The following is a 23,626-nucleotide window of genomic DNA, read 5'->3' on the forward strand; positions in this document are numbered from 1 at the left end:
CGCTGCGAATTGCGGCCCGGCGTTCTGCGAGATCCCGCACAACTTCCTCATGCTCCGCCGTGCATTGGATCATGCTGGACTACACCATGCAGCCGCTCACCTCCGACTTCAGTCAGCCATCCAACACCGCGGCGCCGAACCCAATCAGCCTCCGGTAAACCCGAAGCGGTTCGCTTTCACCTTAAGATCTCTCAGGTGAGCGATATTATGCCACTTCCCTTCGATATCTTGGTAAGCGAATGGCGGTTCGCCTAGGAAAAGACCTCCCGGAACGATGTTCGAGGAAAAACTTATGACATCGTCGATCTTTAACGCGTTGCCGTTCACGAGTGCGGAGGTTCCCGTCACCCAATCCGAAATCAGCAGGGGTCCATGAATAAAATAACATCGTCCGTACAAGCGTGACGGTGGATCGCCCAGGATCTGCGCGCCGTTATATACTGTTCCCAGGCACGTCGTCGCGATGACCTTGCGTGCGGAAGCGTTCCAATAGCCGCCAATCGATGATGTCTGGCTGGTAGGGGAGCAGGCGCTGAGCGCCAGGACGCCACCCGCACTCATTAACATACGATGCCACCAGGGTCTGTTGTCATCCTCTGCCATGCGCCGCCTCCAAACGCCCCGTTCGTCCGTAATGATGGGAGGGGTGCGGACATCGGGATCCGCGTTATTCAGGCTTACCGAACATTTAATTGGAAGCCAATATGGGCGGCATGAGACTTCCTTGGAAAATCAAGCGTCCGACGGCGAGCGTAACGCCTCAACCGGTCGCTGCGCGGGGCGACGAGCGGCTTGACCGTCTAGCCCAGGTGCTCGTCGATCTTGGGCAGCTTGATGCCCGCGGTGTCGAACGCGCCAGATGGACCGCGATCGAGACGGGGCAGAGGCTGGACAGCGTGCTGATCCAGCTTGGCCTGGTGACCGAGCGCGGCCTCGCCGTGGCTTATGGCGACCTTCTCGGCATTCCAGTCGCGGCACCGACACGTTTCCCCGCCGAGCCGCTTTTTCCGGATCGTCTTCTTGTTCGCTACCTTCGCCATATGCGGGCCGTGCCGGTTGCAGAGGAGAATGGCTGCCTCGTCGTGGCCTTGGCCGATCCTCTCGATCGCTTTACCCCTCACGCCATCGCCTCCGCCACAGGCATGCGGGTCGTCACCGAAGTCGCTGTCCCCATTGAATTAGATGCGGCTTTCGAGCGTCTGTATCCGGCCATCGACGGAGAAACGGAGAGCGGGGCAGCCGTCAACCCCGATGGTGAAGCATCGGAGGAGGACGCGGAACGGCTGAAGGACCTCGCCAGCGAGGCACCTGTCATCCGCCTGGTGAGCCAGATCATCTCCCGCGCCGTAGAGTCACGCGCCTCGGACATCCATCTGGAACCTTTTGAGGATAGGCTGCGCGTCCGATATCGGCATGATGGACTATTGCATGAGGTCGAATCCCATCCCGCCCGCCTGACGCCCGCCATCATTTCGCGGGTCAAAATCATGTCGAGGCTCGACATCGCGGAGCGTCGGCTGCCGCAGGATGGCCGCATTAAGCTTCCGGTGCGAGGGCAGGACATCGACTTTCGCGTCTCAACCATCCCGTCCCTCTATGGCGAAACGGTCGTGCTGCGCATTCTCGATCGCGGGACCGTCGCGCTCACCTATGACGCGCTCGGGCTGCCACCCGCTGTCATCACGCGTTTGAGCCGGTCGCTGCATCTGCCCAACGGCATTGTGTTGGTCACCGGGCCAACCGGCAGCGGAAAAACAACGACGCTCTATAGCGGTATCATCGAACTCAATGCGGTACAGCGGAATATCGTGACCGTCGAAGATCCGATCGAGTATCAAATTCCCGGCATCACACAAACACAAGTCAAACCGCAGATCGGGCTCAGCTTCGCAAATGTCCTCCGCGCCATCCTGCGACAGGACCCCAATGTGGTGATGATCGGCGAAATCCGGGATCTGGAAACGGCGCAGATCGCCGTCAATGGCGCGCTGACAGGCCGCCTCGTCCTGTCGACGCTGCATACCAATTCGGCGGCGGCCAGCATTACGCGCCTGCGCGACATGGGCCTGGAAGACTACCTGATCACGGCAGTGCTGCGCGGCGTGCTCGCTCAACGCCTGGTGCGGCGGTTATGCGAGGCATGCCGGGTGCGGATCGACGCGCCGCCCGAACTCGTGCGGCGCTTCGATCTGGAGGCGCGGTGCGATGGCAAGCCCATGCATCTGTGGCGGCCGGCGGGATGCGCCCATTGCCGCGATACCGGCTATCGCGGGCGACAGGCTGTGGCGGAGTTCCTGGTGCCGGACGAGAGGATCGAACGCCTGATTCTGGCGCGCGCCGATCAGGCGGAGATCGAGCGGTCGGCCATCGAGTCAGGCATGGTGCCGATGTTCGATGCCGGCATTGCCGCAGCCCTCGCTGGCACAACCACCATCGAAGAGGTGCTCCGATCCTTGCGGGGCGAAGACTGATCGGTGCCGACCTTCCGCTACGTCGCGATCGATGCGGCCGGACGTCTGCAACGCGGCGTCAGCGAGGCTGTAAACGAGGCGGCCCTGGTGCAGGCGCTGCGCCGAGACGGGCTGTCGCCGGTACGCGCCGAGCCGGATCGTGGCGAATCGTTGATTGGACGGATTGATCTAACAATCACACGGCGCGGATTTCGGCGCCAGGATGTGGCGAACTTCACGCGCGAACTCGCCATCATGCTGGCGGCAGGTCAGGATCTCGACCGTGCCCTCCGGTTCCTTACGGAGATGGCGCCCAATACGCGGCTCAGGGGCTCGCTGGAGGCGCTGCGCAATGCCGTGCGTGATGGCAGCCCTTTGGCGGCCGCGATGGGGAAGCAGCCCAAGAGTTTTTCACGCCTCTATGTCGGCCTTGTGCGGGCCGGGGAGGCCGGTGGCACGCTGGCGGCAACGCTGGAGCGGCTCGCTTTAGTGCTGGAGCGCGAACGCGGGCTCGCCTCCTCCATCCGGTCGGCGATGATCTACCCGACGCTGCTTTTTATCGCCATGGTAGGCTCGGTATCCTTTCTACTGACCTCCGTGCTCCCAGAATTCGTGCCGCTCTTTGCACAGAACGGCGCGAAATTGCCGGCCTCGACGCAGTTCATGATCGATTCTGGCCATATCCTGTCCGCCTATGGGCTTTATCTCCTGGTGGCGCTTGGGGTCGCGGGCTTGGCGGCGGGACAGGCGCTGAAACGACCTACCCTGCGCATGTTTGTCGACCGCCAGATGCTACGGCTGCCCATTCTGGGCACCTTGGCGAAGGAAATCCTGGCCGCGCGCTTTTGCCGGACCTTCGGCACGCTGATGCTTAACGGTGTCCCACTGATCGCCGCTCTCACCATCGTGCGGGACGTGATCGGGAATACCGCCGCCGTTGCCGCAATGGATGTCGTGTCGGCAAGCGCGAAGGGGGGCGCCGGCCTCGCCGCGCCCCTTTCCGCATCGCGGCTGTTTCCGGCGCGGATGATCTACCTCCTCCGACTTGGGGAAGAGACGGCGCAGCTTGGCCAGCTTTGCCTGCGTGCCGCTGAAATCCATGAGGAAGAGACGCGGCTCTCTTTACAGCGAATCGTGGCGCTGCTGGTGCCCGCCATCACCATCGTCATGGGGGCGGCTGTGGCTGGCATCGTCTCGTCCCTCATCCTCGCCATGCTCAGCTTGAACAGCCTTGCCGGTTGATACCCAGCATCAGCGCGGCCGTGCGCCCCGGGGGGCTGCGGGGTTCACCCTCATTGAGGTGCTGGTCGTGATCGTGATCCTGGGCCTGTCCATCGCCCTGGTGGTCTCGCGCGGTCCTGCCCGCAGCGTCGGGCTGGATATCGAGGGTGCGGCCGGCAGCATCGCCCAAAACCTCCGGCTGGCGCGATCCCAGGCGATTTCCACCGATCGTCTCGTGGCGTTCACCCTCGACCCCACCGGCCGGGTTCCCATCGTGGACGGCACGCCGGGCGCCACGCTGGCGCCGGATGTCCGTGTCACTATCATGACCGCGACCGGGGGGTCGGTCCGGTCCCAACCCGCCATCACCTTCGCGCCGGACGGCAGTTCGTCCGGCGGTCGTGTCATCCTGGGCGCGGGCGCCCGGCATCTTCAGGTCTTGGTCGATTGGCTGACCGGCCGGGTCAATGTCACCGATGCGCCCTGACAGGACGGCGGGCTTCACCCTGTTCGAGGTGATCGTCGCCATGATCATTGCGGGCATCGCCCTCGCGGCGCTCTTCTCGGGTGCCGTCACAGGGCTTCGCTCCGCCAGTTCGGCAAGCCATTATGTCGAGGCATTGGCGCGCGCACGGTCACATCTCGCGGTTGTGGGGATCGGCACGCCCCTCGCCAGCATGACGCAGGAGGGTGACGATGGCGGCGGGTTCCGGTGGCGGCTGCGCGTACGCCCGGTTGCGACGAAGACGCTTGATGGCGAAGGGGGAAAGATCGGCGGCACCGGGAAAAATCCCCGCATCGCGCTCTATAGCATCGACGTCACGATCGGCTGGGCGATGGATGGCGGGGTGCGCAGCGTCGATCTTCATACCCAGCGGATCGGCCCTGCCGCCGCCACCACACCATGAGGAAGCGCGAGGCTGGCTTCACGCTGCTGGAAGTCCTTGTGTCGCTGATCGTTCTCGCGTTGATCATCCTGGGGCTCGCCCAGGGGTTGCGTTTCGGCGTGCTGGCGCTGCACCGGCAGTCTAGCCTCATCGACCAGCATGGCGATCTCGATGCCGTGGACCGCACGCTGCGCACCCTGATCGAGCAGATCAATCCCGGGAACTCCCATGACGCGCCCGAGATACGAGGCAATGCCACCAGCATGGAGTTCACGTCCGAGCTACCCTATGGGGCCGCAGTCGCCCTGCCGGATCGCCAGGCAGAAATCCGGCTTCTGGTCGATGGAAACCACCAGCTTCTTCTGCGCTGGGCGCCTTACAGTCACGCGACCTACCGCGTGCCGCCTCAGCCCACGGATACGCCCCTGCTGCAGGGGATTTTGCGGGTTCAGCTGAGCTATTGGTCCAGCGCTGGGACATCTGGCTGGCGCAGTGGCTGGGATCGGTCCGACATTCCAGCCCTGATCCGCATCCACATCGTCTTCCTGAACGAACGCGGCCTGCGATGGCCTGACATCGTTGCGGCACCGAGCCGTCATAGACTCTGAGACGGACGGCAGCCTCTAGCATTCTTGGTGCGACATGCATCCGTTCCAGTGGAATGATCGTAAATCGAGTGTCTTTCTTGGGGTCCTTGTCCTAAGGAAAGATTAAGGAATCGAAAAAGAAAGAGACCCCGCTGGCAATGCTCGAGCAATTCATCGGCTGGTGGTACGAGCAGATGCGGAGTCTATTGCCTCAGACGATGATTGGCGCACCACGCTGGAGCAACGCACTCCTCCTTGACATGGGCAGCGATGGATCGCGGTCCTTTCTCGTGCGCAGGCAAAGGCATCGGGAACGGACGCTCGGACCTATCGACTTCGATGCGGCTGGGTTGGCGGCCGTTCGACGCGGCCGGCGGTCGAGGGCAGCGCCCCGCGATCTTCTGATTCGATTGCCGCCCGGACGGCTGCTGGAACATCGATTTCCAATTCCTCTCGCGGCCGAACGCGATGCGGCGAATTTCTTGCGATACGAAATTGACCGCGTGACGCCCTTCAATGCCGATGAGGTGTTCTGGACATTCGACATAGAGAGCCGAGACCGCGTGAACGGTCGGCTCTTTGTCAGCCTGAGCATGCTGCCAAGGGCCGACCTCGCCAACGCGATCAGTTGGCTGACCGGCGTGGGGCTCGCACCCGCTGCGATCGAGACGCTCGGCGAGGACCAGCGTGTGCGACATCTCCCGCTCGGTGGGCCGGTGACCGCCCGCCACACAATGCCACGCCCCGTGGTTGGCTTGGCGGCTTTGTGTGGTCTTCTGGCTTTGCTGGCCGTCGTTCTACCGTTTGTCTTCCAGCAGACACGTATCGTGAGCCAGGAGCGGCGCATCGCGGCGCTTGAACCCCGCGTGGCGGAAGTGTTTGCGTTACGCGCACACATCAACGGCCAGGCTGCGGGCGCGGATGTGGTCGCGGCCGAGCGCGCTCGCGTCGGCGATGCTCTGGAGGCCTTGGCGGCGATCACCGGCATCATGCCCGATAATGCCTTCCTCACCGGCTTGAGCCTCTCCAAGCGAGACCTGACCTTGACCGGCCAATCCGGCGATGCCGCCGGTTTGATCTCTGCCTTGTCGCGCGCACCGACAATCAACAGTCCAAGTTTCTCGGCGCCCGTGACGGCAGCGGCGAATGGTCAGGGCAATCTGTTTTCGATCACCGCCAGCGTGGCGCCTTGATCGAAGGATTGCCAACAGGCCGACGTGGGCAGTGGCTCGCTTTGGCGCTCACGCTGGTGGTCATCGGTGCACTTTGGGCGGGTGTCGCTGCGCCGCTGGTCGCTTGGTATGACATGCGGTCGGACGGGATCGCACAGCGCGGGCTGCTGACCGAGCGGATGACGCGCCTGACCCTTTCTATCCCGGCGCTTCTGGCCGAGGCGGGCGCGGCACGGAACCATCAGAGCGCTGTGCGCAGTGATCTGCTTCCCGCATCAAGCGATGCGGTGGCGGCGGCGGCCTTGCAGCAGAACCTGCAGAACAAGGCGAAAGACGTGGCCGTGCCACTCAGCAGTATCGAAACGCTACTCGTTGAGCCTCGGGGCAAGTACCGGCGCATCGCCTTGCGAGTCACATTATCGGCAGCTTGGCCACAGCTCCTGCATCTTCTTCAGGCGTTGGAGCAAGGAACGCCCCGCATCCTGATCGATGACCTCCAGCTCAGCGCATCGCCCGTTTTGTCACGGCCGGACGGCGTTCCCGTGAACGCGACCTTCACCATCATGGCATTCCGTATGGCGGATGTTTCATGACATCGCTCGTCTTGCCTGTGCTGGGTGTCATCGCCGCCGTTCTGGCGGTGACGATCGTGATGGAAGTCAAAGGCTCGCATCGTCCGGTGGAAGTCCCGCCGATTGCTGCATCAATCGGCATCCCCAAGGGCGCGCGGGTCGCGGACTTTGACGAAACCGAGGATTGGCCGAAATGGGTCGGCACCAGCCTGGCCCGGCCTCTGTTCGAGCCGGACAGACGGCCGCCGGCGGTCGCCGTGGGCGCCGTGTCGCACCAGATGCCACGCCTGGCCGGGATCATTGTTACACCGACGGCGCGGTCCGCAATTTTCGTCGATGGCGCGAGCGGCCGCCCGATCATTGTGATGCAGGGCAGCCGCCTGAGCGACTTTGTCGTGCGGTCGATCGACGCGGAGACAGTCACCATCGTGACGGCGGATGGTGTGCGGGTCCTGCACCCGCGTTTCGCGACGACTAAGCTGACTACGCAGTCTGGGAACAGCGGCCTGCCTTCGGCTTACGGGTCCCCCGCTTTCCCGCCGCCACTTGCTTTCCTCCCGCAAGCGGGCATCTCAAGCCATGACGTTCCGTTTGCAGGAATTCCGGGTTTGAGCGGACTGCCTTTAGGTCTGGTGGCGACTCCAGACCAAGGCGGGCCTGCTGCGGGGGCGGCACCCGACCTGTCGCCCGATCTGCCGCTCCGTGCCCCATCCGAAAGTTCGCCATGAAGCGCCTGCTGACCCTCGCCCTCGCCCTGTCCGCTGTCGGTTGTGCGCAGCAGGCCAGTATGCCGCCAGAGCGTCTATCGCCGGCCATCGTGCCGTCTTTGGATCATGTGGATTCGCGGGTGAATGGCCCGATCGGGGCGACCAATCTTCTGCCCACCTCCAGCCAATCCTACGGCACGCCCGCAACGGTTTCGCTCCCCGCGTCCGATGCCGGCACCGGCGGGGGCACCGTCTCCCTCGTGTTCACGGATACGGATATCCGGGAGGTGGTCGCGGAGATCCTCGGCTCAATTCTCCAGGTCAGCTACACCATCGATCCGGCGGTTCACGGCACCGCAACGCTTCATACGGCGGGGCCGCTCCCCCGGTCGCAGCTTCTGCCGACGCTCGAAGCGCTGCTGGCGCAATCCGGCGCAACGCTGGTGCAGTCCGGAGGTCTGTACCGCGTCATTCCAGCGGCGGCCGGTGTGCCGACAACGTCGATCGCCACGAGCGCAAGCACGGCGGGCAGCCAGCTCTATCCGCTGCGCTATACCTCTGCGGGCGATCTGGCGCGTGTGTTGCAGCCATTTGCCGGCCAGAATGCCAAGATCATCGCCGATCCGGGCAGCAACAGCCTGATCATCAGCGGTGACCCTGATACGCGCGCGACCCTCGCAGCCCTTGCCGAGGCCTTCGACATCGATCTTCTCGCCGGCCAATCCTATGCCTTATTGCCCACGCCCGAAGGGGCGGCACAGGATTTCGCGACCTCGTTGCAGAGCGCGCTGCGCAGCCAGGGCAGCGGGCTTTCGAACGTGGTGCGGGTCGTGCCGATGGAGCGGATCAGCTCGGTTCTGGTCGTGGCGTCGCAGCCCCAATTCATCCAGCAAGCGCAACGCGTCTATGCGCTTTTGGAACGCCAACAGCGTCTCACGGTGCGCAGCTGGCACGTCTATTACCTCCAGGACAGCAAGGCCGAGGACGCGGCCTATGTGCTGCAGCAGGCCTTCACACCGAACAACATCACGGCCACGCCGAGCGGTTCGGACCAGACAAGCGCGGGGTCTTCGGCAAGCCATGCCACGGGCACCACGGCCATGGCCAATACCGGAACAGGTGGATCGGCGCTGAACGGCCTCGGCTCATCCTCCGGCATCGGGGTCGGCAGTTCCCTCAGCAGCAGCGGGGCTCAGGGTTCTGGGCTGACGCCTCAAGCCAGCGATCAAAGCACCACGCCCACGCAAACCGCCTCCAATCCGCTGCTTGGCGGTCTCAGCCCGAGTAGCGGCGGCGGAGGCGGAGGGGGCGGCGACACGGATACGATCAGGATCATCCCCGATCCGCAGAACAATTCCGTGCTGACCTACACGACGCAGCAGGAGGAAGACGTTGTCGAAGCCATGCTGCGCAAAATCGACATCCTGCCATTGCAGGTCCGTATCGACGCGACCATCGCCGAAGTGACGTTGAACAGCCAATTGCAATACGGCACACAGTTCTTCTTTCAATCAGGCGGCGTGAACGGGGTTCTCAACAACGCGGCCGCCACGGCCTCCTATGCGGTGCCGCGGGCACTCGCGCTTGCGACGACGTTTCCAGGTTTCGTCCTGAGCGGCAATGGCGCCGGCGGGGCGCCGATTGCTCTGCAAGCGCTGCAGGCGGTCACGACGGTACACGTCCTGTCCTCGCCGGAACTCATGGTTCTCGACAATCAGACGGCGCATTTGCAGGTGGGCGATCTTGTTCCCTATCTAACCTCAAGCTCGCAAAGCGCGATTGCGAACAATGCTCCCGTCATCAACAGCGTGAGCTATCAGCCGACCGGCGTCATTATGAACGTGACGCCAAGGGTGAATAGTGGCGGTCTCGTGACCCTCGACATCTCGCAGGAGGTGAGCGCCATCGATGCCGCCGTCACCACATCGACGACCGGAATTTCGTCCCCCACTTTTTCCGAGCGCAGCGTGACCTCGCGTGTCGTCATCCAGGACGGTCAGACCGTCGGTCTCGCCGGATTGATCACCGACAATGCGAGCAAGAGCAACGCGGGCATTCCCTTCCTCAAGGATATCCCAATTCTCGGTCTGCTCGCCGGCACGCAGAACAATCAGCGCACCCGGACGGAGCTTCTGGTTCTGATCACACCTCATGTCTTGTACGATCAGCGCGATGCTCGCGCCTTGACATCGGACCTTGAAGACCTGCTGAGGAATGCGGCAGCAGTGCCGACGGAACTCAACGGCATCCAATCCTCGGGGTCGGACGACCCGAATGAGCGGGTTCGCCGGGCCTTGCAGCTCGGCCAGTGATACGCGTCATCAGCTTGCCACCGAGGCGCGAGGAGCGTGGATTTGCGCTCCTCATCGTGCTCTGGGCGCTGGTGCTGCTGACGTTGATCTTCTCCCGCCTCGTCTCAGCGGGCCGAGGGGAGACGGAAATCGCATTCAATCTCCGCGCCGCCGCTCAGATGCAGGCCGAGGCCGACGGGCTGCTTTATATGGGCGTCTTCAATCTCCTCGGGCCGACCGCCGCAGGCTGGAAGGCGGATGGTGCCGTCCATCGGGTCAGTCTTCCCACGGGCATGGCAGAGGTTTCGATCACCGATCTTGCCGGCCGGATCAACCCAAACACGGCGTCAGCCCCGCTGCTCGCGGCTTTGCTGCATCAGGTGGGGGCGGATGCGACGACTGCAGATGCCGTGGGCGAGGCCATCACGGACTGGCGCTCGCCAGACGTCCAGGGCCGGTTCGAGGCGCCACAATACCGTGACGCCGGTTTGCCCTATGCTCCGCCGGGCGCGCCGTTCAACAGCCTCGCAGAGCTCAATCTCGTCATCGGGATGACACCGGCGCTCTTGGCTAAGCTGACGCCGCATCTCTCTTTGTATAACCGCGATAACCCCAATCCCGCGATCGCCGACCCCACCGTCCGCGCGGCACTGAGGCAGGTTGGGATCAAGATCGATGTCTCGCAAACAGCGCTCCCTCCTAAAGACGTGTTCATGACAGCGATCGTCCCTTCTAAAGGAGGAACGTACGGAATAAGGCACGCAGATGTCGAGTTGCGAACCTCATCCTCCGACTTACCATTCAAGATCCTGACTTGGTCAAACTGAACAAGCTAAGTCTAGATGACATATTATAAAACCCTGAGTTGCGGAGCCAGGGTTTTAGGAGAGATCGCAATCTCGTGAAGCATCCTTGAAGCGATTTATTAACTGCTCGTTGCATCCAGTTTATGTTTCATTCGTAACAGGGAGGTGCTGCAATTTCTGCGGCAAAAGCATAGTGATGGAGGGTAACACGTGGCCGAAACATCAGAGACCATCGAAACCAACCGGGGTTCACATCGTCGCGGCTTAATGAAGACTGTGGGGCTTGGCCTCGCAGGCACCGCGCTTGCGGCAGCTGGTACCGCAGGCCTCGGCTTCGGAACGACACCCGCGCGCGCGGATGCCACGCTCGACGGCGAAATTCTCAACTTCGCACTTAATCTCGAATATCTCGAAGCGGAATATTATCTCCGCGCCGTGACAGGTTCGGGCATTCCGGCCAATCTGACAGGCGGTGCCGCGACTGTCACGGGAGGCTCACTCGTTCCCTTCCAGAACACCGCGATCGCCTATCTCGCCCAGAAGATCGCCGTGGACGAGTTGGCGCATGTCAATTTCCTCCGCACCGCGCTCGGCGCTTCAGCCGTGGCCGAACCGAACATCGACCTCAGCGACAGCTTTACGACATTGGCGCTTGCAGCCGGTCTCATCATACCCGGTCAGACCTTCAACCCCTTCGCGAGCGAGACGGACTTCCTGATCGGTGCCTATATTTTCGAGGATGTCGGTGTTACCGCCTATGCTGGTGCCGCCGCGTCGTTGACGCCTGCCACTCTCCCCTATGCCGCGAGCATTCTTGCGGTTGAGGCTTATCATGCCGGGGCCATTCGTAGCCGCCTTGGCGAAATCGGCGGATCGGCCGCGACGAACATGATCTCGGCGCTTCGCCAAACCTTGTCGGGCGTCGGTGACAATGGCGTCAACTACCAGAGCAACATGTTCAACTTCACGAACGTGGATAGCAATGGCCAGGCCTATCGCCGGACGCCGCAGCAGGTGCTCAGCATCGTCTATGGTGGCGGCACGGCCAACGGTCTGTTCTTCCCGAACGGCATGAACGGCGCGGTCACGACGACCGCATAAGCGGTATCTTGCACGCGACAGCGGATGACGACGATCCGCTGTCGCATGGTGTTTACTCAATTACAGATCTGCGCGTCTCCTGAAGCCGTGCCGCTCGGACCCAGAGAACAAAGATCATAGTCGTGGCCACTTCTTTCCGAAGGGTCGCGATAGACATATGCATGGTTCCAGGGATCGACCGGTGCTTGCGTCGATTGTACATACGGCCCGTTCCAGTTCGCGACGTCGGGCGGCGCTTCTACCAAAGCACCCAGTCCTTGCTCCGTTGATGGATAGGCCCCGACATCGAGCTTGTACATGTCCAGGACGGATGCCAGCCGGGCGATCGACTGATGCGCGATGGAAACGCGCGCACCGCCAAGCTGGCGTAAGACGGCGGGTGCGACAAAGCCGATCAATAATCCTAGAATGACGATCACGACCAGAAGCTCAAGGAGGGTGAAGCCCCGTTCCCTGTGTGCATCATCCGGTGCATCGACAGGATGCGCGTCCTTGCCGAGAAGACACGCTTTCGCACGGCTTCGTGACCGAGTAAGATCCCGCAAAATTGCGCCGAAGGCTGCTGCCATTATGATCCCTTTTCTCTCGTGCATGGCGCTGGTCGCGTCGATCTACTCATTGCCACCCCGTGTTCTGCCAGCCATTCAAGCCGTGGAAGGAGGCCATGTGGGCGACATCCACAACAATCTTGATCGCTCACAAGACCTAGGCGTCATGCAGATCAACACGCTGTGGGTTCACCCACTTGCTCTTTACAGCCATCGGACCGATTTGGATGTTCGCATGCGGCTGATTACCGATCCATGCTTTAACATCGCAGCGGCTGGGGCGATTTTGTCCAGCTATCTCAATGAAGAAAGCGGTGACCTTATGCGCGCGGTGGGCGATTACCATTCCCACACGCCCTTGCTCAATGTCTCGTATCGCGCCGAAGTAATGCGTTCCGCCAGAAAACTTTTCGCACCTGAACGGAGTCGTTAGACGCGGATTTCGATCAACGTGGCGTCGCGACCAGATCAAGGTGATCCACTGCGCGCTCCACAACGACGCTCAGGATCCTATCTACGGTCTCGTGTGGCGCGCGAAGACTGCCGTCCGGCTCGACAACCGACAGGTTGTAGTCCAGGCTCATCAGCCACTCCAAGTAGTCTTTGCCCGTGATGCCGGAAATACCCGGCATCATCGTTGGGCTGAATTCGCTGACTATGACGGGACGATGGCACCGGATCGTCTCTAAGCCCCCGAGCAAAGCGTTATATTCGGCGCCCTCGACATCGACCTTGATGAAATCAATTTTCTCATGTGAATCGATAAGCGAATCAAGGCGGACGCAGGCTACCGTCTCCGCATCCAAAAGCTGCCGGACTTGTGCGGGTAAGCCGGATGTCGTGCCGTTCGAATGCGAAGTGTTCAGGATGAGAAGTCCTGCATCACGCCCCGCTGCCGTTTGCAGGATCCGCACATTGTCAAACCCGTTTGCGCGGCGGCTGGCTTCGACAAGGCGGACATTGCGTGGATTTGGTTCGATGGCCAGGACGCGTCCGGCGGGCCCGACAAGCGCCGCAGACAGCATCGTAAAATAGCCGATATTGGCGCCGATATCGACGACGCTCATGCCGGGTTTAAGCAAGGACTTAAAAACGTGAGCGACCTCGCGCTCGTAATTATCCTCGCGGACGTATTTTCCAACGGAAGCATCATCTGACGACGAGTAAATCGAAAACTCCGCCAGACGAGTGAGCACGACGTTGTCCGACAGTGCGGCATTGCCGAGACGCCGACGCGTGAACTCAAGACTCGTGAGGTAGCTCGCAACGATGCCCGACAGTTCTTCTCCAGCGCGGCTCGAATGACCGCGCCACTCTTCCCGATTAGGCATGCGACCGAGCAAGAGCCGAAAGCAGGCAAGGATATCCGAGTCCGTCGCCGTATCGCTATACGGAGAGTCCCACGGCGTCAGCCCGGTTGAGCGCGCGTTACGCTGTCTTATGAACGGCAATCGGATAGGACCTGCTCCATTTGGAACGGATTGTCTGCAAAGATGGTGGTATGCCAGCGGACCCCAATTGTCGAGGGTGACCCAGCATGTGGCTACGACGGCCTTGCGCGGCGTGACGGACACCGGCAAAAATAGTCTCGGTTGGCTCCTCAAGCGCCAATCGCGGGAGGCTTGTCGTGACGTTTGTGTCTTATGCCCAGAATTTCGAAGACGTGATGCTCTGGCGGGCCTTGTCCGACGTCAAGAACGGTTTCTACATCGATGTCGGCGCCGCCCATCCCGACATCGATTCCGTGACTCGCGCTTTTTATGATCGCGGCTGGACAGGACTTAATATCGAGCCGACGACCGAATATAGCCTGCGCCTGGCCGCCGCCCGTCTGCGCGACCGCAATCTTCGCGTGGCCGTCGGCGCGCAACCGGGCCGCGCAACCTTGTTCGTGGTGGATGGCACCGGTTTGTCCACGCTCGACGAATCGGCTGTTCCAAGCTTGCTCAACGCCGGAATGGAGGTGCGCCGAGACGACGTCGAGGTCACAACGCTTGCCGATCTTTGTCAGCGTTACGCCCCTGCGGACGTGCATTTTCTGAAGATCGATGTCGAGGGCGCCGAACGCGCCGTTCTCGTCGGAGCCGATTTTGGTCAATACCGGCCTTGGATCGTCATCGTTGAAGCCACGGCCCCTATGTCGACGATCGAGGTGCACGCTGATTGGGAGCCGCTGCTCCTTCAAGCCGGCTACAGCTTCGTCTGGTTCGACGGTCTGAACCGCTTTTACCTGGCCGACGAGAAGCGTCCTGCGCTGGCAGCGGCGTTTCGAACCCCGCCCAATGTGTTCGATGACTTCATTCGCGCGAATGACAGCGAATGGGCCCGCCGTATTCATCAAGCGGAAACCCGCGCGACAGCGCTTCTTGAACGGGCCCAAACCGTAGAATCGCGCCTACAGGAAGCGGACTTGCGCATCGCGCGCGAAGTGGCGGCGGCCAGCACGCAGATCAAGCAACGCGACGTGGAGATTTCAAACCTGCGTGCCGCCCTACGCTCCGAAGAGCAGATGCTGGAAGCCGCGAAGGCGACCGCAGTGGCGGCTGAGTCGCGAGCGATCGCTCAATCCAGCCGCGCCGAATCCGACTCGGAACGGGCGTCGATCTATCAACGGAGAGAGGCGGAGGCCCGCGAGGCATTCGAGGCGATTCGCGGCAGCACTTCCTGGCGCGTGACCGCTCCACTGCGCCGGTTGCGTTCCAAGCCGACATCACCCGGACCGGTTCTAAGCGATGCGGTATCCGAGCCCGCCTCTCTCCCAGTGCCGAGCGCGCCGATCACACCACGGTCCATCACGCTGCCGGTGCTTCCGCCGCCGCCACCGCAGTCCTTCCTGGGTCAAAACCGGCTTACGATCCACCAGTTCCACTCGGGCTCGGCCGTCGGCGACGCAATTACGAATGCCATGTTTCTGATGCGCCGCACCTTGCGCGCGATGGGCTACGAAAGCGATATTTTTGTCGAGCATCGGGACCCGATGTTGGATGCGGAGCTGCGCCTCATGGGCGAATTGCCAACCCATGATCGTTACATTCTCATCGTCCGCTATTCCATGGGTTTCGATGCCTTCGGCCGGATTGCTGCCTTGGCCGCGCCCAAGATTCTTCTTTATCACAATATTACACCGCCCGAGTTCTTCGAGGGCGTTCCGTCCTTGCAGCACTATACCGCCCTCGGCCGCGCCCAACTGCCCGAGTGGCGCACACGCGTTGTGTCCTCTCTTGCCGACAGCGACTATAACGCCATCGAGCTTCGCAATCTGGGCTTCGATCCCGTTCAGACCTGCAGTCTTCTGCTCGATATCGATGAAATCGGCGCACGTGCGGCGCTTCATACAGCGCCAGAAGGCAAGGTCTTCACCATTCTTTTCGTTGGCCGTGTCTGCGCATCCAAGGCCCAAGCTGATCTCGTCGAGATTTATGCGGCGTTTCGCACAGGCTTCGACAAGCCCTCGCGGCTGGTCCTCATTGGTCGGCACGGTGGCGACGAAGATGTGTATCTCGAAGGCGTGAAAGCGCGCATCGCCGCGCATCACATCACTGATCATGTCGTGCTCACCGGCCTCATTTCGGATCAGGCGCGCGATGACTGGTATGCTGCGGCGGATGTCTATCTGTCGATGAGCCTGCATGAGGGCTTCGGCGTGCCACTGGTGGAAGCCATGGCCTTCGATCTTCCCGTGTTGGCGCGACCGGCAGGGGCTGTGCCCTATACCCTCCGTGGCACCGGCGGCCTTCTTGAGGATGACAGCACCGACGCGGTCGCCACCAGACTGCTCGCTCTGGCGGAAGATGCCGAAGAGCGCGGTCGCATGCGCAGCCTGCAGCGGTTGGCTCTTCAACGGTATTCGTTGGACCATCAAAGACCGTCCTTGATCCAGGCACTTGCGGCGGCGGGCGCCGCGCCCCCTATCGCTGCAGACGCGCGAAGGGCGCTGCTGGCGAATGCGCGTTTCGCGGTCACCGGACATGTCAACGGCAGCTACAGTCTGGCGGCTATTAATCGCGGTCTCGCCCTCACCTTAGACGAGGCGAAGCGCGGATCGGTGCGGCTATTGCCTGTCGAAGGCGCACCTACGGACATGTTGGGGCAGGTGCCGGAAGCGGAGAGGCCATCATTGACTGCACTGGTCGCTCGACGAAAACCCGAGACCGGCCCTGAAATCGTCATCAGCCAGCACTACCCCGTCTTTGTTCCGCCCGACGGCGGTGATCTGCGTCTCGCTTTCTTCTTCTGGGAAGAGTCCGTCGTTCCGACTGCCACGATCGCAGTGCTAAATGCCTCCTTTCGTGGCGTTCTCGCGCCGTCGCGTTTCGTAGCAAAAGTGCTTCGCGATTCCGGTTTGACGATCCCGTTGCGCGTGGTTGGTTACGCGCCCCGATTGGACTCTTTCCGTGCCATTGGCGCGGCGCGTGCCTCCCGAGGCGACCGGCCCTTTACTTTTCTCCATGTCTCATCCGGGTTTCCCCGCAAAGGCATCGATGTGCTCCTGGCGAGCTACGCTGAAGCGTTCCGAACCCAGGACGACGTCCACCTGATCATCAAGACCTTTCCTAACCCGCATAACGAGGTCGCGGCCCACATCGCGGATCTGCAAGCGACCAACGCGGATCTAGGCAAGATTACGCTGCTTGATCAAGATATGGATGAGAATGATCTCATGGCGCTTTATCGCGATGCGGATGCCATGGTTCTGCCAACGCGTGGTGAAGGCTTCAATCTGCCCGCCGCCGAAGCGATTGCCGCAGGATTGCCGGTGATCGTCACTGGCTTCGGTGGTCATATCGATTTCTGCAGCGCGGATGTCGCGCGTTTGATCGCCTATCGCTTCGGTCTTTCCGGTAGCCATCTCGCGAAGTCGGGCTCCATCTGGGCAGAGCCTGACGCCGCCGATCTGACGCTCGCCCTGCGGGAGACCTTCGGCAGAGAGCCGGTCGCGGCAAGGGTGTTGACGGTCGGAGATACAGACGCTTTCGCCCGGCGCGTGGCAGAGGCCGCCATCGATATCTTAATGATGCCGCCGCCGCCGCCGATGCGGCTGGGCTGGATGTCGAGCTATGACGTTCGCTGCGGCATCGCCGAATACTCGCGCCACCTCCTCCACGCCCTCCCGGCCACGGATCGAACCGAGACCGTGACTGTCTTCGCCGATGCGAGGACGACCTCGCAATCCATTACCGACAGCGGCATCAAAGTGATGGCGAGTTGGGAACTCGGCATGCCCGACGGCATTCGGCAGGTGGAACATACCATCGCCGCCGAAGACCCGCATGTTCTCGTCATTCAGCATCAACCCGGATTATTTCAATGGCTGGAGCTTGCGCAACTTGTTTCGTCGGCCGCACTGCGTGCACGCATCCTCGTCGTGGTGCTGCATTCGACAACGCGCATTCTGGATGTTCCCGAAGACGAGCGCTCACCAATCATCACAGCATTGAGTGGCGTGACGCGCGTCATCGTGCACACGCTGGATGACCTGAACCGCCTAAAACGACTGGGCTTGGTCGAGAATGTGACGCTTTTAGCGCATGGTGCGCGGGTGCCAGACGCCGAACCGATACCGGCGCGGATCATCACCCCCAGCTCTTTTCCCGTCATCGGGTGCTACGGCTTTTTTCTACCGGACAAGGGCGTGCCGCAGCTTATCGAGGCGGTGGCGATGCTGCGCGAGCACTATCCGAGCGTCAGGCTCCGCCTCGTCAACGCCGATTATGGAATCCCTGAATCCGCCACCGAGATTACGCTCTGTAAAGCCTTGGCTGACAGTAAAGGCGTTGCCGACGGCGTCGAATTCCATACGGATTTCCTTTCGCACGAAGAGTCACTCATGCTCCTGGCAGGCTGCGACATCGTGGCGTTGCCCTACCAAACATCAAAGGAAGCTTCCAGCGCTGCCCTCAGAACCGCGCTCGGCGCCGGTGCCCCGGTGATGGTGACACCTCTGGCGCTGTTCAGTGAGGCCGCCTCGGCGGTGGCGCGATTCAGCGGCACCGACTCCGCGAGCATCGCCGATGGTATTGGCGTCTTGTTGCAAGACCAGGCGCGGCGTCACGCGCTCCAACATCAGGCGCGTGCCTGGCTTGAGGAGCGAGCCTGGCCGTCCGTCTCGCAGAGATTTCATGATATGCTGTTGGGATTGCATATCCAAACATCGCTTCAACCGGCCGAGTTGTGCCGTTGATAGAAGAACTGAACACTTGTATCCCTCGTTAGTGAAATTTTTCCGCAAGTTTTGCTGCCTTGCGCGACGATAGGGGCCAAATGATCGACGAGATCATAGTGTCTAAAATCAAACGACTCATGCGCATTCCCAGGCAGAAGCTGCGTACAGCGGTCAAGATTCTCCGTTACCAGCGCGCCGACCTGTTGCCCTTGTTGACAAGAAATCTCAATCCCACACGCAGCGCTCGCATAAGGGCGCTCGAAGCCGAGCTTAACGCCGTACGTCACGCCTTCCCTAGTCAGTACGCCGCCCCTGCGATCCTCCCAGCCTCAGCCATTCCTGAGGTCGGGACCGTCGTCGTTTCCGTCATCATTGCAACTGACCACAGTGAGCCGGCCTATCTCGCGGAGACAATCGAAAGTCTTCGTTGGCAAACATCTCCGAACTGGGAGGCCATCCTTTGCGTCGTCAAGGCGGGCCCGGATGGCGCGCCAGTTAGCCGTCCTCGCCAGGTGCCGCAGACCTGGCGAGACTCGCGGGTCGTTCAGCTGGCGGGGGCATCGACGTCCCACGGCGCGGCTCTTCAGCAGGCCGCGCGACAGGCCAAGGGCGATTTCATCCTCGTGCTCGATGCCGGCGACCTGCTCGTTAAAGATGCGATCTCGGTCTTGGTCGCTCAGATAGCCTGCTATCCGGATTCGATTATCATCCACGGCGATGAAGTTCGCCGAGGGCGTGCGGCGCCCATCGATATCGTGACCAAGCCGGCTTGGTCGCCTGACCGGCTCGCGAGCTACAACTATTTCGGCCGTCCGACCGCGCTGAGGCGCGAAACGGTCTTGCGCGCCGGAGGTTATGCCGAGACGTTAGGCGCGGCCGCTGAGTGGGACATGGCGCTTAGGCTGACAGTGCCCTTTGCGGACAGTTTGCGCGCACCGAGCCTTCGCCATGTTTCAAGGGTCTTGTGCCATCGACTTCATGACAGCGACCGTCCGCAGCCGCATGACACGCGCTCGGCGCCGTTTCGCCTGGTCGCGGAACGTCATTGGTTACGACAGGGAGTCCTTGCGGACATTGAGACCTTGCCTGACGGCATCCAGCATGCCAGTTGGCCAATCCGTCAGCCGCCGCTCGTGTCTGCGATTCTCGCAGATATGCATGACGCACCTTCGCTGCGCGTCCTCTACCGGGGCATGGCGGAGGCGGTCGCTGCTGGAGCGATCGAACTCGTTATCATAGATCATGGAAGGCAGGAGCCGGAGCTTCTCGCACTACACCAAGCTATCCAGGCCGCGGGTGGCAAGGTGGTGCGCCCGGCCGCCGACGGCGGCTATTATCGGGCCTGCAATCTTGCCGCGGCAACCGCCAGCGGGGCGCTTCTGCTTTTCCTACGAAGGGGTGTTGAAATCCACTCGTCAGACTGGTTGGCGGAGCTCGTTCGGCACGCGATCCGACCTGGCGTCGGTGTGGTGGCGCCCAGGTCCAAACCGGTCGAACCCGGGCGGCTCGCGGCCTTGGGAAATCCACTCGGCGTCGCGGGGCCGTGCCATATCGTCAGGCGAACGGTGTTCGAGCGTATCGGCGGCTATGATGAGCGCTTCCAGGCGACGCATGGCGAGATGGCATTCTGTTTATCCGGCCGTGCGTTCGGTTACCGCACCATTTGTCTAGAGGAAGTGCTGTTCTCGTATGATCGACATCGGTCTCCGGAGGACTCAGCCGATGACGCAGCTATGCTGGCTTTGCGCATGGACGCGCTGGGCGCCACGGATCATCTGGATCCCGATCCTGATCTTCCCGTTCGGGCAACCCTACCTCATCGTGGCGATCTACCTCGGCAGTCCAGAATTCCGGACTTGAACGACGATCATGCCATGCGCTGCTGCCTGGGGCGGCGTGTCACAGATATCATCGTAGAGGCGGACGGAGATCGCCGCATAGATGATGTTCTGGCCGCCGCTAGATTTGTCATCACGCTGTTGCGCCGTCGCGATGCCCTGAGCCGGTTGTTTCCAATGGCCTTATCCGATGGTGTGCAAGGGGCATTCGCGCAGTGGCTGACGCGCGATGATGACGAATCGCTCGGTCTCGACCTTCGCGAAAAATGTATGATCCGCAAGGCATTCGAGTTGGACCTCTCAAAGAGAGGTCGCCAGGTGGCCTTTTACAGTGAGAACTTGCGGACATCTGAACCGCTCTTTCTTTTGCCGGACGGACGGTGCGCCTTGGCCGCGACCCTTGTCGTCGCGGTCGAAGCCAAATTGCTGACACGTGAAGAACTCTGGTGGACTCTACTTCAATCGGCCGAATGCGTGGGTGCAGAATTGATGCAGACGTGGCTTTACACGCCGGAGTGGCAGACCGCGTTTCCAGCAGGACTGAATGCCGCCGGGAAGGAGCACGTCGTCCAGTGGATCCACGACCGCTTCAAAATGGATGCTAGACTCTTCGATGGTCTGTCCTGGCCGCTGCCAGCGCGACGCAAGCCCAGCGATCCGGATCCGCGTGTCTACCAGAACGACGAAGTTTTGCAGAACCCTTCAGTTGTCAATGGGGTCAATATCTTTGCCCATTTCACTTACCCCTCGGGGCTGCGCGCGTCAGCGGAAAGCCTTGTCGATAGCCTGCAAAGCTGCGGCGTCGCGACATCGTTGCGAAACGTACCAGTGAATCTGTCTTGGGATGAGCCGGAGTTCGAGCGCTACAGCGGTCTCGAGCGATATGACGTGTCGATTATTCATGTGCAGCCGGAACCATATTTCACCGAAGTCTTTGCACGATCGGGCCTGCGGGAGCGCTCACCCATGACCTATCGCATCGGGTACTGGTATTGGGAGTCGGAGGATGTTCCCGATGCCTGGGACGCGGCAGCCGCGACGTGCGACGAACTTTGGGTCGCAACGACCTTCGTGAGCAATGCGTTGAAGTCTCGTTACACGAAGCCGGTTCGGGTTTTGCCGCCCGGCATCCAGATTCCCGACTTTCATCTGCTTGCGCGGTCGCATTTTGGACTACCCGAAGAAACGTTCGTCTTTCTCTCGGTCTTTCATCTGACGAGCGCCATCGAGCGCAAGAACCCCCTCGGCCTCATCGCTGCATTTCGCGCCGCATTCAGCGGGGGCGATAACGTCATGCTTGTGATCAAGACCACATACGGCTGCGACCACCCGATGCAGCTTTCCAGCCTTCGCGCGGCGGCGGTCGGTTTACCCATCCGCATTATCGACGGTGTTTATGATCGCGGCGAGACGCTCAGTCTCATGAGCGCCTGCGATGCTTATATCTCTTTGCATCGTAGCGAGGGCCTGGGATTGACCATGATAGAAGCGATGCTTTTGGGAAAGCCTACTATCGCTACGAGGTATTCGGGCAATACCGACTTCATGAACGACAGCAACAGCCTGCTTGTTGACCATCGTATGGTGACGTTGGAAACCGACCTCCCGAACTATCGTCGTGGTCTTCGCTGGGCGCAGCCTTCCGTCGATCATGCCGTTGTTCAGATGCGGTATGTCTTTGAAAATCGCGACGCAGCGCGTGCGCTAGGTCTATGTGGAAAGTCGGATCTGGTGGAGACGATGAGCCATCGTCGAGCCGGCGCAGCCATGGTTCGACGCCTCGCCGAACTGTAGCCAAGACGCGTAGCGATGGGTAGGAGTGGTATCGTCAGCACAGTTCCCGTCGAGGGCTTTCCGCTCCCCAATACGTGTGAAGTTGCATCGAAATCGTCTTTGCGTTGCACTTCCTGGGCTGCGATGGGCAAGCCGAGATCCGAAGGGACATCGACGTCGGATATTCTATCCACAAGAGAACCTGATAGGCGTGACGCTGTGCCAATGCCCTGGTGAACCTCCCCCGAACGGACGATTGTTGGCGATTATAAACGCAGAAATAATGAAGCTTCGGCAGCTTGGATCGCCGTTCTCAAACATCCGCCTGCCAAACGAGTTATGGGAGGCTGCCAATGAGACCCATCATCAGCGCTACACATCCTGTGAAGTCTGGTTGGCGGCGGGGCCTCCTCTTGCGCGCGAGCCTATGCTTGGCGCTATGGGCTTTTCTGACTTTTGCCCCGCTGAGAGCGTTCGCATGTAGTGTGGTAGCGCCCATAGGCAGCCCGGGGCAATCGGGAGCGGGCGTCACAGTAAACTGAGGTTTTACCTGCAACACGGCGCCATAACCGACAGGAGCGATGTTGTCCACCGCCAATCCCGAGCCTGGCGGTAGCCCAACAAGTTATACAGGCATCGACCAAGTGATAAATCCAACCTCCCTCATTTTCTGCCAAAAGGACAGCAGGATTGTTTGCGGCGCTCTGCTGCAGTTTATGTCCGTGACGAGCTGCGCTTCGCTGGCGCCGGTAAAGTCGGTTCCCCTTAAGAACTGCGAGGACTGCGCATCGACACAACGCAAATGCGAGAAAGTGGCCGACGGGTATCAATGCGTTGGAGTGGCGCAATAGAAGGCCGACCAGAGCATGCTGTCTCCGGAAGATAACTCTGGTGGTGGTTTATAGCGAAGGACTGCGGATTGCGGACTGCACGTCGCCATTGGAGTTTCAGTACAATTCGATCGAACTGAGCATAGAGTTGCTCCTACCAGCATTATTTTTCCGGGCAGTCCCTATGTGGTGCCGGTCTTCCTGAAGTCGAACGAGGACCATCCAGTTGCCGATAGTGGTTCTAAACCCTGCCCTCGAACCATAGGCGCCCAGGCGACGCGTAAAGCAGATACACAGCCACTGCCTGCAGCCCGAGATCTGGCATTGCCCTTAAAAGGACCGCGTAGCCGTGATAGGGAGGCGCGAACGTCCAGATCGTGTCGACTGCAAAGTTTAAGAGAAACCAGATCCTTGCCCATCGTCTGCCAAATCCGAGTTCCCATACTGCCACAATTGAAAAAGATGCTGTCAACAGGTAGAAGACAACGATCAGCTCATCGATGGTCATCTGACTGGTGGTGATCAGGCCGCCGAGCTGCGTGGCGATCATCTTGGGGATTGTTGCCAATGACTGATAAATGCCGGCAACGGCGGTCCAAGCAGTCCAGGCCCAGAGAAGCCATTTGGCAGAGCGCACAGCGCGTCGCGCGTCTGTCGCGCCACTCACAGGGAGCACAACG

18 protein-coding genes are annotated in these 23,626 nt (G+C 61.1%); 14 read left to right on the forward strand and 4 right to left on the reverse strand.

Translation table 11 applies throughout. From position 1 onward, the window contains the following. Nucleotides 1-144 precede the first annotated feature (144 nt). A complete protein-coding gene (locus QP803_RS21920) occupies nt 145-603 on the reverse strand; it encodes a hypothetical protein (RefSeq protein ID WP_284948103.1) in 459 nt (152 codons plus the stop codon). Between the two features lie 110 nt (nt 604-713). Here QP803_RS21920 and QP803_RS21925 point away from each other — a divergent pair, with 110 nt between their 5' ends. The 11 genes from QP803_RS21925 to QP803_RS21975 all read left to right on the forward strand — a co-directional run bounded on the left by QP803_RS21925 (nt 714) and on the right by QP803_RS21975 (nt 11,794). Then, entirely contained in the window at nt 714-2,471 is a 1,758-nt protein-coding gene (locus tag QP803_RS21925; RefSeq protein ID WP_284948104.1) for a GspE/PulE family protein, read from the forward strand. Nucleotides 2,472-2,474: 3 nt separating this feature from the next. Then, nucleotides 2,475-3,692 carry a type II secretion system F family protein gene (locus tag QP803_RS21930; RefSeq protein WP_284948105.1) on the forward strand — a complete coding sequence of 406 codons (1,218 nt, stop codon included), beginning with the start codon at nt 2,475-2,477 and terminating at the stop codon, nt 3,690-3,692. Next, nucleotides 3,682-4,158 (forward strand): GspH/FimT family pseudopilin, encoded by a 477-nt coding sequence (locus QP803_RS21935; protein WP_284948106.1) that lies wholly within the window; start codon nt 3,682-3,684, stop codon nt 4,156-4,158. Before QP803_RS21930 ends, QP803_RS21935 begins: the two co-directional genes overlap by 11 nt. Continuing rightward, the gene (locus QP803_RS21940; RefSeq protein ID WP_284948107.1) at nt 4,148-4,579 is read left to right on the forward strand and encodes a type IV pilus modification PilV family protein; all 432 of its coding nucleotides are present in this window, start codon (nt 4,148-4,150) and stop codon (nt 4,577-4,579) included. Before QP803_RS21935 ends, QP803_RS21940 begins: the two co-directional genes overlap by 11 nt. Further along, nucleotides 4,576-5,166 (forward strand): prepilin-type N-terminal cleavage/methylation domain-containing protein, encoded by a 591-nt coding sequence (locus QP803_RS21945; RefSeq protein ID WP_284948108.1) that lies wholly within the window; start codon nt 4,576-4,578, stop codon nt 5,164-5,166. Before QP803_RS21940 ends, QP803_RS21945 begins: the two co-directional genes overlap by 4 nt. Nucleotides 5,167-5,303: 137 nt before the next feature. After that, nucleotides 5,304-6,338: a PilN domain-containing protein gene (locus tag QP803_RS21950; protein ID WP_284948109.1), complete on the forward strand. Its 1,035-nt coding sequence runs from the start codon at nt 5,304-5,306 to the stop codon at nt 6,336-6,338. An 8-nt stretch (nt 6,339-6,346) separates the two neighbouring features. After that, entirely contained in the window at nt 6,347-6,910 is a 564-nt protein-coding gene (gene gspM, locus QP803_RS21955; protein ID WP_284948110.1) for a type II secretion system protein GspM, read from the forward strand. Beyond that, nucleotides 6,907-7,617, forward strand: a complete 711-nt coding sequence (locus QP803_RS21960) for a hypothetical protein (protein ID WP_284948111.1) — start codon at nt 6,907-6,909, stop codon at nt 7,615-7,617. Before gspM ends, QP803_RS21960 begins: the two co-directional genes overlap by 4 nt. Further along, nucleotides 7,614-9,908 carry a type II secretion system secretin GspD gene (gene gspD, locus QP803_RS21965; RefSeq protein WP_284948112.1) on the forward strand — a complete coding sequence of 765 codons (2,295 nt, stop codon included), beginning with the start codon at nt 7,614-7,616 and terminating at the stop codon, nt 9,906-9,908. The genes QP803_RS21960 and gspD overlap by 4 nt, the downstream gene beginning before the upstream one ends. Before the next feature lie 14 nt (nt 9,909-9,922). Further along, entirely contained in the window at nt 9,923-10,714 is a 792-nt protein-coding gene (locus QP803_RS21970) for a type II secretion system minor pseudopilin (protein WP_284948113.1), read from the forward strand. Between the two features lie 189 nt (nt 10,715-10,903). Next, nucleotides 10,904-11,794 (forward strand): ferritin-like domain-containing protein, encoded by an 891-nt coding sequence (locus QP803_RS21975; protein ID WP_284948114.1) that lies wholly within the window; start codon nt 10,904-10,906, stop codon nt 11,792-11,794. A gap of 56 nt (nt 11,795-11,850) precedes the next feature. On the opposite strand, the gene gspG is transcribed toward QP803_RS21975, so the two are convergent. Then, nucleotides 11,851-12,363, reverse strand: a complete 513-nt coding sequence (gene gspG / locus QP803_RS21980) for a type II secretion system major pseudopilin GspG (RefSeq protein ID WP_284948115.1) — start codon at nt 12,361-12,363, stop codon at nt 11,851-11,853. 1 nt (nt 12,364) lies between these two features. Between gspG and QP803_RS21985 the strand changes: the two genes are divergently transcribed. Next, nucleotides 12,365-12,775 carry a lytic transglycosylase domain-containing protein gene (locus tag QP803_RS21985; RefSeq protein ID WP_350356114.1) on the forward strand — a complete coding sequence of 137 codons (411 nt, stop codon included), beginning with the start codon at nt 12,365-12,367 and terminating at the stop codon, nt 12,773-12,775. A 13-nt stretch (nt 12,776-12,788) separates the two neighbouring features. On the opposite strand, the gene QP803_RS21990 is transcribed toward QP803_RS21985, so the two are convergent. Further along, nucleotides 12,789-13,673: an FkbM family methyltransferase gene (locus QP803_RS21990; protein WP_284948116.1), complete on the reverse strand. Its 885-nt coding sequence runs from the start codon at nt 13,671-13,673 to the stop codon at nt 12,789-12,791. A 296-nt stretch (nt 13,674-13,969) separates the two neighbouring features. Here QP803_RS21990 and QP803_RS21995 point away from each other — a divergent pair, with 296 nt between their 5' ends. Further along, nucleotides 13,970-18,523 carry an FkbM family methyltransferase gene (locus QP803_RS21995; protein ID WP_284948117.1) on the forward strand — a complete coding sequence of 1,518 codons (4,554 nt, stop codon included), beginning with the start codon at nt 13,970-13,972 and terminating at the stop codon, nt 18,521-18,523. 80 nt (nt 18,524-18,603) lie between these two features. Continuing rightward, nucleotides 18,604-22,137 carry a glycosyltransferase gene (locus tag QP803_RS22000; RefSeq protein WP_284948118.1) on the forward strand — a complete coding sequence of 1,178 codons (3,534 nt, stop codon included), beginning with the start codon at nt 18,604-18,606 and terminating at the stop codon, nt 22,135-22,137. A gap of 1,050 nt (nt 22,138-23,187) precedes the next feature. On the opposite strand, the gene QP803_RS22005 is transcribed toward QP803_RS22000, so the two are convergent. Beyond that, nucleotides 23,188-23,496 (reverse strand): hypothetical protein, encoded by a 309-nt coding sequence (locus QP803_RS22005; protein ID WP_284948119.1) that lies wholly within the window; start codon nt 23,494-23,496, stop codon nt 23,188-23,190. Nucleotides 23,497-23,626: the final 130 nt, after the last annotated feature.

The organism is Acidisoma sp. PAMC 29798, from assembly GCF_030252425.1.
Taxonomy (GTDB): domain Bacteria; phylum Pseudomonadota; class Alphaproteobacteria; order Acetobacterales; family Acetobacteraceae; genus Acidisoma; species Acidisoma cladoniae.